The following is a 12,816-nucleotide window of genomic DNA, read 5'->3' as shown; positions in this document are numbered from 1 at the left end:
TTTGTACTTCATGTTGAAATACGTTTAGATTACTTTCGCCAACAGTATCATCTCTATTGGCTCACAAAACTGCTGCTTTGGCTATCATCCCTCGCACTGCGTTCCTTGTGCGGGGATTTCCCGCCAAAAAGAGGTTAAACTCATATCTTGCACCTTCGATAAAACTGGCTAGTTTGTAAGCGTTCAGCTATCAGCCATCAGTTGAAACATATCAATCTCTATCTTATGCTGTGAGTGAGATTAAACATAAGCTTAACGCTTTCAGCTAAGAGATGAAAGCCGAACGCTGTGCGATAGCGCCGGAACGGAGTGAGGAACTGCTGACTAATTTAAGTTTTTATGTACTGGTGCAAGATGTCAGTTAAAAACTTTTGTCAGGGGGTAGACATTTAGTGTTTACTGTTTTACACTAGTAAAGGTCTAAAAATTATGGCTCGGTAGCTCAGTCGGTTAGAGCAGGGGACTCATAAGCCCAAGGTCGGCAGTTCAAATCTGCCTCGAGCCATTTGAATTTAAAAACATTGAAGTGTCTGGCAAAAACCCTAACGTTTACGGAATAAGTAGAAATCTCTGTAAAATGGTTGCTGATCCGTAAATTTATAAAGCATCTTATCAATGAATGATGCATTTTCTGAAAATTGATATCCTGTTAAAAGTGTTGAATTGGCTTTCAAATCATTAATATAGTCAGGTGCGTAATAACCAGGTAATAAAACAATGAAGTCATTTTTTTGAGGATTATTTGTCGAGAAACACTTAGTTGAATTATGCCAAGGCACACATTTATTGTCTAAAAAATTTAGAGGTGCTTTAAGAGTTAAAGTTACTTTTTTAGTTAAGATACCTGTAAATGAATGAACGTTTGTCGAAGTTTTTAGTACGTCTTGAGAATCATCATAAATTTTAAATCCATTATAATCTAAAAACCTAGCAAAATGAAAGATTGTACCTTCATAAATTCCATTTTTATCGAAGAATAAGACAAAAGAATTATCACTCGATTTTTCTGTATATTCTGCCAAAGAATGAACTATTTTTACTCTTCCATCAATGTACAATTTTCTCTCAAGAATAACTCGAGAACTCTTCTGGATAGATTGATGAAGTAGTACTAAAAACAATAAGGTGATTAAAAAAATACTACATAATTTCTTAAAAATCGGCAATTTATATTTAGATCGGCTCAAAAATTGATAAATAAAATGACTTAAATATAAAGTGATAATTAACAATACTGGTGCTATATAATAAATAGAATAATCTCCCATCATTCTTAATTTTACATAAACTATGAAATAAGAAATTGCACCGAGTGCTAATGGTTCTTGAATAGTATCTATATTCGTTTTCCTAACAATAGCTGAAATAATCCTCATTATAAATACTATAAAAAAAACTATTAAAATTGGTTGATTTTTAATCCACCAGACACACGCATCTAGTGAAGTAGTATCCGGAAATAGATTATCATTGTAGGCATTTGTAATGTGTGGAAAAACTTCAATTCTATAAAGAATAAAATAGACAGACGAAAGCATTAATAATCCAACATCTATATAATTCTTTTTAAGAAACTGTTTACATTTTTTGTAAGTAAAAGGCTTTTTTATAGAAGAGAGATTAATAATAATTCTGCTAATGCTAAAAACCCCTAATAAAACAAATACGGGTTCTTTATAATAAAGACATAATTGAGCAAAAATTAACACTGCGTACATATAAAAACGAGCATGATTACTCTTGCTTTTTAAAAACAATCTATAGGCTAAAATTATCAAAGTTAAAAACAATAAAATATTTCTCTCTGAGTAAATAAATCCAAAAAAAGAGATGACAAATGCCGTAGTTGTTAGCAAAAAAAATAAGGTCAAGTATTTATACCAAATAGGTACTTTGTCCAAAATTTTTCCAACCGCAAATATAAGGATTATTAACTGAAAGATTGAATAGCTTCTGTAGATTAATTGAGATTTTCCTAATAAAGCTAAAAAATTATATTCCTGTAATCCTAAAGGCCAAAATCTTCCATTTCCTCTCCAAATAGGCATTGATAATGGAGTTCCTCTTAAAGAAAAATCGGTAAATTGAAAGTTATCAATATAAGCAAATTCTTCCTTATAACACATTAAAAAGATATAAATAAATAAAAATATCGAGAATACAAGAGTAGGCACAAAAACACTTTTTTTTATTAACTCACTAATTTTAAACACTTGTTTTTCATGGTAAAAATTAGCAAAAAAATGTGTATTTTTAAACTCTGACTTCAAGGAATATTTAGACGAGTAAAAAATAATTTCATAAGCAGCTACAAGAACAATAGGTGTTAATAACCATACAGTTATAAATCGTGATTCATCTAATATATTTTTTATGATATCGCTAAGCATACTTTTAGTTTAGACTGTATAAATTTTCTTTAGAGAGACAAAAAATGACAACAAATTGTTCCTAATAAGTAGTCTAATCCTAAATAATGAGAATATGGTTAATGATTTTGCCATCATGTCACTATGTGTTTACTAACTGTATTCTTAATCAGGGTAAAATTATAATCGAGAAAATATATCTTTAATTTTCTTACCTATCAGAACAGTAATTGGTTAATAACTAAGATGTATTGGAGATGAAAAATCATGAAGGTTCGGGTTGTACAGAAAATGATCTATGATAATTTTTTTGAATAGGGTGTGTTAATTTTAGCGATCGCATAAACTAGCCAATCCACCAATACGGTTAAAATGCAGTATGAAGCTTAAACAACAACTTGAATGAGTAAATCAGATGAGTTAATTATAGATAAGCTGCTCATTCCAAAATACAAGAGAAGAAGCTAGGCAAGGAATTAACAAAGCTAGAAGTGAGGGTAAAGCTGATGTATTCTATAAAGAGGAAAATAGTGATAATAACAGCGTGCTACCAGAGCTATGACTATTAAATGACTATTTTCTTGTAGTATGGCTCAGTCGCTTAGTTGGTTAGAGTCGGGGACTCACAAACCCAAGCTCAGCAGTTCCAATCTTCCTCAAGTAATTACGGGAACTAACCAATGGTCTATTCTCGACAGCGAGTGAGTCCCATCGTAACACCGTATTAATATCATTTATGGTCATTTCTATTGCTCATCTCGGACCCGTTGGCACCAATGCGGAAACAGCAGCCTTAGCTTATGCAGATTGGTTAGAAAAGACTCAGGATAAAACTTCTTTGTTGTGTCCTTGTCCGAGTATTGCTCAGACTTTACATTCTGTTGCTAAGGGAGACACCAAGAAAGCAGTAGTACCGGTAGAAAATTCAACGGAAGGAACTGTGGTGAGTACCCTAGATACCCTCTGGCAACTGGATAATCTAAAAATTCAACAGGAGTTAGTTCTTCCCATTGTTCACGCCTTATTTTCTAGGGGAACATCTTTAAATGGGATCAAAACCGTTTATTCTCACCCTCAAGCTTTAGCACAGTGTCAGGGATGGTTACAGGAACACTTACCCAATGTAGCCTTGATTCCTACCAATTCTACAGCAGAAGCCCTAGAAAAAATCAGTCTTGAACCTACATCGGGAGCGATCGCTGCTCCGCGAGCCGCCAAACTTTATAATGTCCCTATTATAGCCAACGAAATCAATGACTATCAGGACAATTGTACACGCTTTTGGGTAATGACTTTAGAACCCACTCCCACGGTTAGTAGTCGTATTTCCCTGGGGTTCAGCGTCTCCGAAAATGTGCCAGGTTCCCTAATGAAACCATTAAAGGTTTTTTCGGAACGCAATATTAACCTGAGTCGCATAGAATCCCGTCCCACCAAGCGGTCATTAGGGGAGTATATCTTTTATCTCGATATTGAAGGCAACCACGAAGATCCCAAAATTATTAATGCTCTTGATAACCTAACCCATCACACGGAAATTATTAAAATTTACGGCAGTTATTCGGTGTTATTGCTCAAAAAAACAGATATTGAACAACTCTAACAACTGTTAACGAGCTACTTAAGCACATCCTTGAGTGCTGTTCGTGCAGCTAAATGGTTACGAGTCGAGGTTAATATTTCCACCTCTCGCTGTAAACGCTCTTTGGTTTGTTGCATTTCCAAGAGTGCTTGTTGCTCCGTTGCTACCCCGTATAAGTTACCTGCTACCCAATAAGACAATTCTACAGGCAGTTCTGGTAAATCATCCGGTAGTTCAATTTTTTGATCCGTTAACTTAGCTGAAAGACGTACAACATCCTGTAATAACTGTCCAACTTCTTGACCCAGAGGGTAAAGGTTTTCGTCAGTTGGTTCGTCCTCAATCCACTCTACTAGGCCTACTCGATAAGGTTTTTCTCTGACATATTCAAGAACTCGGAATCTTTGTTGACCCATAGTTAAAACCTTCATGCGATCGTCAGGAAGACGTTGAAAACGCATTAACTCTGCACAAGATCCAACCTTGGAAATCTCCCCGTTAACAGGGTTAACCATAACCACACCAAAACGCCGATCCCCTTCTAGTATGGTGTTCATCATCATACGATAACGAAACTCAAAGATGTGCAGAGGAAGAGGACGACCAGGAAATAAAACAACTTCTGGTAAGGGAAAAATGGGGAGTTCTCGTACTGCAATGGAAGAAGATGTCATAGTGTTCAGGCGTGCGTCTTAGCATTTACTTAATACTTTAACCGATTTTTCTCAATTAAGTTATACCTTTTGGGCAAACAATTCTAGAAAATCCCTTGATTACTCCACTAAATACGGGGAAAGATTTGAGCAGACTGAGAAGCGATCGCTACTTGGACTTTCGTACCGATAGACAACTTGTTATATAAGGGAGTTCGCGCATAAATTTGGTCGCCGGAGGCAGTCTCTAGAGAGTAACGGTATTCTCTCCCCAAAAACTGGCGATCGCAAATAACCACTTTGCCGGTATCATCCTGTTTTAAGATAATATCTTCTTGTCTTACCATCAAATCTCCCTCAGAAACTGTCTCAGGGCAACACACAAGTTCCCATGTCCCTACTTCTGTAGTCCAGAGTTGCCCTTGTTTTTTGGCAGGAATAAAGTTAGCTTGGGTGACAAATTCCGCCACAAAACGAGAAGCAGGACGAGTGTAAATAGCTTCAGGAGTTCCTAGTTGTTCAATCTTTCCAGAACACATGACCGCAATGCGATCGCAGATAGCTAAAGCTTCTTCTTGATCGTGGGTCACAAAAATTGCGGTTATTCCCGTTGCTTTGAGAATTTGACGAATTTCTTGGCGTAGTTGGAGGCGTACCTGCACATCCAGGTTACTGAGGGGTTCATCGAGTAATATTAACGCTGGTTGAGGGGCTAGGGCGCGGGCTAAAGCAACCCGTTGTTGTTGTCCTCCGGAGAGTTGATGAGGATAGCGTTTTTCTAAATTTTCTAGTCTTATAAGGGTTAATACTTCCCTAATACGGTGTTTTATCTCTTTTTTACTTAATCGTCTCTTATTTAAGCCAAAGGCAATATTATTAGCGATATTTAGATGAGGAAACAGAGCATAATCTTGAAAAACCATTCCCGTGTTGCGTTTTTCCGGTGGAACTAACCAAGAAGCACTGGCGACCAAGTTTTCCCCTATTGTAATGGTTCCGTCCGAAGGTTGCTCAAATCCTGCAATCATACGTAAAAGAGTTGTTTTGCCACAACCAGATGGTCCTAATATGCCTAAAATTTCCCCAGAAGCTAACTGAAAGCTAACTCCATCAACTACCGAAACTGAATGATTAGCAAATTGTTTAATAACTTGATTAATCTGGAGAATAATTGAGTCTGTCATGTTGAGGAAAATTAGCTATTTTTAACTGACATCTTGTATCAGTACATAAAAACTTAAATTAGTCAGCAGTTCCTCACTCCGTTCCGGCGCTATCGCACAGCGTTCGGCTTTCAGCTAAGAGATGAAAGCGTTAAGCTTATGTTTAATCTCACTCACAGCATAAGACAGAGATTGATATGTTTCAACTGATGGCTGATAGCTGATAGCTGAACGCTTACAAACTAGCCAGTTTTATCGAAGCTGCAAGATGTGAGTTTAAGCTATCTTTGAAAAAAAATTGCCAGAATTATTTATGTCATCTACAGAGTACCACAGTTACAATTCTAATTCTGAAACCCCTAGTTTTGATACTATTTTAGTGCCGCAAGGGATGGAATACAAAACAGTCTGTCAAGGGATAGGAAAAAATTTAGCAAAACTAAATGTCATAGCAATTCCTGCTGGAATTCAACCCTTAACTAAATTTCTCAAACAATGGCAACAATTTCCCAATTTTTTTGATAAAGTCCCTCAAGGATTAATTTTGATGGGTTTGGGGGGGAGTTTATCTCTCAATTATTCTGTGGGGGAAATAATTTTGTACAAAAAGTGTGGCTCAATGGATGATGCTCAAAAAGATAAGTCAGAGTGCAATCAATTTTTAATTGACAAGTTACTGCAACGGTTAGGAAAGGAAACAATTATGGGGGAAGGAATAAGTAGCGATCGCATTATTTGTTCTGCGGATGAGAAGCTATCATTAGGGAAAAAATACCAAGCAGATGTAGTTGATATGGAAGGTTATGCTCTCTTAAATTGGAGTAACAAATTGGGTATTCCTGTGGCTATGATTAGGGTTATTAGTGACGGTTGTGAGCAAGATTTACCGGACTTAACAGAAGCTTTTGGGGAAAATGGAAACCTACAGCCTTTTATCTTAGCTCGTCAAATGTTAAAAAAACCCTCAAGTTCACTCCACTTAATTAGTAGTTCTTTAAAAAGTTTACAAGTATTAAAGCAAGTTGCTAATAAAATAGGCAAAGATTAGTATTCAATGATAACTGACTAATTCTAATTTCCATAACCGAACCACACCATCGTTGTCCCCAGATACTAAAAAAGAACCGTCTCCAGTGAAAGCAAGACCATTAATAGAATTAGTATGACCCTGAATTAATTGGCTTAATTTTCCTGAAATTAGATCCCAAATAGCAATCATCTGGTCTTTTCCTCCTGAAGCCAAATAATGACCATCCAAACTGAATGCGACAGAGTTAACATAATCAGTATGACCTTGAAAACAATGAATTTCTTTCCCAGAAATAATGTGCCAAACTCTAAGGGTTTTATCTTGACTAGCCGAAGCAATAAATTGACCATCCGGACTAAAAACTACTTCTTCTACACTATATTTATGACCTTCTAATTGTTGAACCTCTTGACCCGATAAAACTTCCCATATTTTAATTATTTTATCGTTGCCACAACTAGCAATTAATTGATTATTAGGACTGAAAGCAACCCCTTCGATATCATCTAAATGACCCTGCAAAATACGGGTGGGTTTACTATTACCTTTAAAATAAGACCAACCATTACTAATTTCCCAGAGACAAACGGTTTTATCCCAACCCCCAGACGCAACCCATTGACCATTGGGACTGACTGCAACACCACTAACCCAGTTTTGATGACCTTGTAAAATGCGCTTACATTTTCCTGTGTAAAGATCCCAAACTCTGACAGTTCCGTCCCAACTTCCAGAGACAAGATGTTGAGCGTCTCCACAAAACCCTAAACTAGAAACTGTACCTTCGTGACCTTCGAGACAACTTACTTCCCGTTGTTCAATGATATCCCAAAGATGTATAGTCCAGTCACCATAAGCGATGGCAACCCAACGACCATCTTTACTACAAGCCACATCGTACACCCAATTAGTATGTTTTTGCAGTTGTTTAATGGTTTTTCCTGTTTCCCTATCCCAGAGACGAATAGTATTGTCAGAGGATGCTGAGACTAGATAACGATCTTCGGGACAAAAAGCGATCGCTTGGATGCTATTATTATGACCTCGTAGTTGTTGAGTTTGTTCTGGTTTAGCCATAGACCAAATGCGAATAGTTTTATCATTAATTAGAGATGCAGAGGCTAAATGGTTGGCTTTTTTGTCAAAACTGAGTGCCTTTACCCAGTCCTGATGTCCTTCTAATACTTGTTGAGATTTACCAGAATTTACATCCCAAAGACGAATGGTTTTATCTCGTCCTCCCGAAACCAATAGTTTACTATCTGGGCTAAAGACTAAGCTTTCTACTGCGGTTTTGTGACCTTCTAAACACCGCCATTGTTCACCAGAAATAGCCTTCCAAATCCTCACAATTCCTATATAAGAACCAGTAGCAATAAATTGATTATTTTCGCTAAAAGCAACGGCGGTTATACCTCCCATTGGATCGGATAATTCGTGGCGTTTTCTTCCTGTTTTAATTTCCCAAACAATCAATGTTTCGTCGAGACTCCCTGAAAGTAATAAAGATCCATCTTTGTTAAAGCCTAAGTCGGTAATTCTTTTTGAATGGCCTTGTAATTGTCTTAAAAATTTTCCTTGGTTTAAATCCCATAAATAGATGCTTTGTTGCCAAGCTAAAGCTAATATCTCCTTGTTTTTACTAATGGAACCGCAGGAATTTGGACAATCAATTTTCCACTGGGTAACAGAGTTATTAAAATCGAATAAAGATGCTCCTCCTGCTTCTACTACTAACACTTGATTTTGATTCACAGGAATAACTTTTCTTAGACGACCTAACCCTAACTTGTGAGTCATACCTTGTTCTTTTAATAAAGGTAAAAAAAACTTTCCTTGTAAATTATTAACATTTTTTGGTCGCATTTTAACAGTATTTACTGATTTATCTTTTCGCAGTTCCCACCATTGGGATACGGTAGAACTTCGCTGATCTTGTTGAATTTTTAGGGCATCAACAATTAACATATCCCAAGGATGTTCTAATCCTTTAGGTTGCCAAATATCTGTTTCTAAAGCCCGTTTCATAGCTGGAGGTGGGAGTTTCCCTGTGAGTAGTTCATGCAGAATCATTCCTACTTCAAATAAATCGCTTTGCGCTCCAACTTTTCCCCCTGTCATAATTTCTGGTGCGGCATAAGATTCTGTAAAAGAACGGGTTTTTCTTCTCGTAGCATCACTGGCTAAAGTTGCCGCTCCAAAATCAATTAAAATCAGTTGATCTTCGGGGGTTAAAATCATATTTTCTGGCTTTAGATCCAGATGATAAATTCCTGCGGAATGAATGGTTGTTAGAGCATCAACTAATTGACCAATAATATTTTCTATTCTCTGAGTATCTAGTCTTTTTTCAGGTCGATTGTTTAATTCCTGAAGTAAGGTTTTTCCCTGTACCAAATCCATGACAATGTAAGCAGTGTCCCGTTCTTCAAATAAATCTCTTACCTTTACTACATTGGGATGATTTAACTTAGCTAATATTTGTCCTTCTTCTAAAAAACGATACAAATTTCTCTTATATCTCTCTCTATTTTTTTCAGGAATAATTAATAGTTTAGTTTCAGTATTTCGAGATACATATTCTAGAGGATAAAATTCTTTGATAGCAACAGGGTTTTTTAATGCGGTATGATAAGCTTTATACGTGATGCCAAAACTACCTTTTCCCATAGCGTTATCAATACAGTATGTATGCGATCGCAGTTGGGTTCCTTGGGGTAACACTTCTTGTAACAAAGATAAAACTTGCGCCCCACAATGAGGACAAATGTGAGTCGTATCAGGAATGTTCTCCAGATGGCAGTTCAAACAGCGCATTTATTTGCTTATTTATATAGTCTATTTTCATTGATTATTCTTTATTTATCCTATCTTTATTTGGAGATCATTAAAATCAGAAAAACCCACGGTTTATTGACCGTGGATTAGTTTGAACCGTAAAAAAACTTAATGATTAATCATGCAACTGGGGGAAGTTATCTCAGGGATATCTCGGATAAAATACTTCCCATGACACCATGACCATTTTGTGTCAAGTTTTATTTGGAGAATTAGCCATGAAATCAACTTCTATGCTGACAATGTTGACCCTTGGTTTAGTAATTACTTCTTCTGTAGGAATGGGAACTGTTAACGCTCAAATTATAGAACTTGGAGATGATGTTCGGGTTAATCTTTCTAATGAACGCCGTCGCCGCAACAGAACAAATGTGAGAGTTTATAGTAATAATGGCCGCTTAACCGTAGGGGTTGAAGAAGAAAGAAGACCCCAAACCAGAATTCGCATTAATGAGAGAAATGGCTCTCCTTCCCTTGATATTCGCCGAGAAAGACCTGTCCCAGAAGAAAGAATGAGAGTGTCTTTTCCTTTCTAATTACTCTTGCAGGCGACATTGCTTTACTAAACCGTCGAATCCTTCCCAAATTTGTTCATCAGATGCTTGAATCATCCCAAACATGAACTTAGTTTTTTCCTTGATTTCTAAGGTTAATAATTCTTCTGATGGTTCAAATTTATAGGCTAAAGTAGCAGCTATAGTACCATCAGAAATCATCGGTTGATTCCTAACTTTTAGCTCAACTTTACCTTGATTTTCTCCATGATAATCGGCCCATCCCTGTTCTGAACCATTGGAACTGGGAGGTTTTATACATTCGTTGAACTGCTTTGGATTGATATTCTCATATTTCTTCAATGACGTAGCAGATGCGGAGGAACTTAGAGTCATACCTAGTAAAAAAGTAGCTGTTGTTACATAAGCCAATAAATTATATGGCTTTCTTATTAATACTTTCATGACGTTTTGCTATGGAGTAAGTCTTTATGTTTGTAATGATAGCGGCAATAATTAAAAGTGGATTCATAAACAACAAAAATTTAAACAACGTTTAATATTTTGCCGAAATCAAAAAATATAAATTTAGTGAAAAATCCCAGAAATTGAAAATTTTTTTCGGTATTTTCCTAGGAAAAAGCTAAATTCTCTTGTAAAGAAACGATCGCATTAGCTCAGATTTATGGTTCAATAATTCTTGAGTAGTCTTGCTCAAGGAAAGCAAAATCATAAAAATGTTAGGATAAAATGCGATTTAACTCTGTTGACTGGCACAAAATAACCTGTGGTTACGTCAACAAGCTTGAAAGAAGGGAGACTGCGCCATGAACACCCTATTGCGTGACTGCTGGTATGTTGCCTTACCTGGAAAAGACCTCAAACCAGGCAAAATGGTGCATAGAAAAATGCTTGGGGAACCTATATTATTAGGACGACGTAAAGACGGGGAGGTGTTCGCCATGCGTAACATTTGCCCCCATCGAGGCATCCCTCTACAGTACGGGTGGATGGAAGGAAATGAGGTTTGTTGTTGTTATCATGGCTGGAGATTTAGCACCGAAGATGGTGGTTGTAAGGAAATTCCTTCTCTAACAGAACACGATAGCCTAGACATTAGTCGCATCCGAGTTCCCACATATCCCTGTCGAGAAGTACAAGGGAATATTTGGGTTTATTTTGCTAAAGATAATAAAAAAAAGATTGATCAGTCCCTTATTCCTCCCGTTCCCACTATTCCTGACTTTGGTAAAGTTACCCCAGGAGTCTCAGAAACTATCCATTTTGCTTGTCACATCGACCATGCCATAATTGGCCTGATGGACCCTGCTCATGGCCCCTATATTCATAGTTCCTGGTGGTGGCGTAGCGGCCCCCGTAAATTTCGTGTAAAAGAAAAGCAATACGAACCAGTTTTCCAAGGTTTTCGTCTAGTTCCCTACGATATGCCGGAGAGCGCGCGACCTTATAAGATATTAGGGGATAAAGTGTCCATTGAGATTGTATTTGAACTTCCCAGTGTTAGAACCGAAATACTAAGAGGCGATCGCTATTCTGCTTGCTTATTGACCACCATAACCCCTATCGATGAAACACAATGCGTGGCATTCCAGAGTATTTATTGGACAATTCCCTGGATGGGGGTGTTCAAGCCATTACTAAGTCTATTAACTCGTAAATTCTTGGCACAAGATCGAGATGTAGTCATTCAACAACAAGAAGGGTTAGCCTATAACCCTCCCTTAATGTTAATTGATGATGCGGATACCCAAGCTAAATGGTACTTTCGCATGAAATACGAGTACGAGAAAGCCCAAACAGAGAATAGACCCTTTGAAAATCCAGTAGAACCCAAAATACTACGTTGGAGGAGCTAACTCAGACTAAAATTATAGGGTCTGTGCAAAGGTCTTCCTTGAGACGATTTTTCGGCTAATCTAGAGATTATGAACTATAAAAAACCTTTGGCTTTAATGCTATCTTTGGGGACCATAGGAATTGCTATGTCCTTAAAATCGGTACTAGCACAAAATAATCCTCTCGAGTCCTACCGTTGGCAAAATCGACTTTTGTTGGTATTTGTTCCAAAGGTTAATGATGCTCGTTTAGCCTCCATCCAGCAAACACAATCTTCTCTTGAATGCGAGTTTAAGGATCGGGACTTGCTGTTGGGAATCTTCGCTAATGACGCTCGCAGTCGCATTGGAGAACGTAGTCTGTCCCCCTATGACGTGGCGGCACTGCGGGCAAAATATGGCATCCAAAGTCATCAGTTCGCAGTTATTTTGGTGGGAAAAGACGGACAACCTAAGTCTGAATTGTCCGAAGTTCCAGAAATTGAGCAAATTTTTGGGAAAATTGATTCTATGCCTATGCGTCAAGAGGAAATGTCTAAAAATCCCTCTCCTTGTCAGGGGTAAAAAATATCTATCTAAAGAATTTTCAAACGATCGCCATTTCTACTCCAGTAACATTCGTCGTTGCGACTCCTTTCTGTTGTCCAAAACCTCTTAACATGGGGTATCAACCTGATGATAATCTGTGAGGTTTTTGAGAAAAAATGAAAATAGTTTAAATTTTGATGAGATTATGATCCTAAATCCGCTTATTATCCTAGAGTAATATTTTTGCTCCTCCTGCCTCCTGACTCCTGACTCCTGCCTCCTGACTCCTGACTCCTGACTCCT

General features: G+C 37.3%; 10 protein-coding genes and 1 tRNA gene. 6 read left to right on the top strand and 5 right to left on the bottom strand.

The window, feature by feature from the left end; translation table 11 throughout:
• Positions 1-431: 431 nt before the first annotated feature.
• A tRNA-Met gene (locus P9B04_RS04225) sits at positions 432-505 on the top strand.
• A 37-nt stretch (positions 506-542) separates the two neighbouring features.
• On the opposite strand, the gene P9B04_RS04220 is transcribed toward P9B04_RS04225, so the two are convergent.
• Positions 543-2,390 carry a hypothetical protein gene (locus P9B04_RS04220; protein WP_342053748.1) on the bottom strand — a complete coding sequence of 616 codons (1,848 nt, stop codon included), beginning with the start codon at positions 2,388-2,390 and terminating at the stop codon, positions 543-545.
• A gap of 715 nt (positions 2,391-3,105) precedes the next feature.
• Between P9B04_RS04220 and pheA the strand changes: the two genes are divergently transcribed.
• On the top strand, positions 3,106-3,972 hold the full coding sequence (pheA, locus tag P9B04_RS04215) for a prephenate dehydratase (protein WP_342053747.1): 867 nt from the start codon (positions 3,106-3,108) through the stop codon (positions 3,970-3,972).
• Between the two features lie 14 nt (positions 3,973-3,986).
• On the opposite strand, the gene P9B04_RS04210 is transcribed toward pheA, so the two are convergent.
• Entirely contained in the window at positions 3,987-4,625 is a 639-nt protein-coding gene (locus P9B04_RS04210) for an LON peptidase substrate-binding domain-containing protein (RefSeq protein ID WP_342053746.1), read from the bottom strand.
• Between the two features lie 107 nt (positions 4,626-4,732).
• A complete protein-coding gene (locus P9B04_RS04205) occupies positions 4,733-5,788 on the bottom strand; it encodes an ABC transporter ATP-binding protein (RefSeq protein WP_342053745.1) in 1,056 nt (351 codons plus the stop codon).
• Between the two features lie 292 nt (positions 5,789-6,080).
• Between P9B04_RS04205 and P9B04_RS04200 the strand changes: the two genes are divergently transcribed.
• Entirely contained in the window at positions 6,081-6,815 is a 735-nt protein-coding gene (locus P9B04_RS04200; RefSeq protein WP_342053744.1) for a phosphorylase family protein, read from the top strand.
• A gap of 3 nt (positions 6,816-6,818) precedes the next feature.
• Here the strand turns inward: P9B04_RS04200 and P9B04_RS04195 are convergent, their stop codons facing one another.
• Positions 6,819-9,614: a protein kinase domain-containing protein gene (locus tag P9B04_RS04195; RefSeq protein WP_342053743.1), complete on the bottom strand. Its 2,796-nt coding sequence runs from the start codon at positions 9,612-9,614 to the stop codon at positions 6,819-6,821.
• Between the two features lie 200 nt (positions 9,615-9,814).
• Here P9B04_RS04195 and P9B04_RS04190 point away from each other — a divergent pair, with 200 nt between their 5' ends.
• Positions 9,815-10,171, top strand: a complete 357-nt coding sequence (locus P9B04_RS04190) for a hypothetical protein (RefSeq protein ID WP_342053742.1) — start codon at positions 9,815-9,817, stop codon at positions 10,169-10,171.
• On the opposite strand, the gene P9B04_RS04185 is transcribed toward P9B04_RS04190, so the two are convergent.
• Positions 10,172-10,594, bottom strand: a complete 423-nt coding sequence (locus P9B04_RS04185; RefSeq protein ID WP_342053741.1) for a hypothetical protein — start codon at positions 10,592-10,594, stop codon at positions 10,172-10,174.
• Positions 10,595-10,956: 362 nt separating this feature from the next.
• Between P9B04_RS04185 and P9B04_RS04180 the strand changes: the two genes are divergently transcribed.
• Both P9B04_RS04180 and P9B04_RS04175 read left to right on the top strand, forming a co-directional pair.
• The gene (locus tag P9B04_RS04180) at positions 10,957-12,006 is read left to right on the top strand and encodes a Rieske 2Fe-2S domain-containing protein (RefSeq protein WP_342053740.1); all 1,050 of its coding nucleotides are present in this window, start codon (positions 10,957-10,959) and stop codon (positions 12,004-12,006) included.
• 69 nt (positions 12,007-12,075) lie between these two features.
• Complete coding sequence (locus P9B04_RS04175) at positions 12,076-12,549, top strand: DUF4174 domain-containing protein (protein ID WP_342053739.1); 474 nt, start codon at positions 12,076-12,078, stop codon at positions 12,547-12,549.
• Positions 12,550-12,816 lie beyond the last annotated feature (267 nt).

This window comes from Crocosphaera sp. Alani8, from assembly GCF_038442745.1.
Classification (GTDB): domain Bacteria; phylum Cyanobacteriota; class Cyanobacteriia; order Cyanobacteriales; family Microcystaceae; genus Crocosphaera.
The sequence above is the reverse complement of the archived record's forward strand: the minus strand, read 5'-3'. Positions and strand labels throughout refer to the sequence as shown.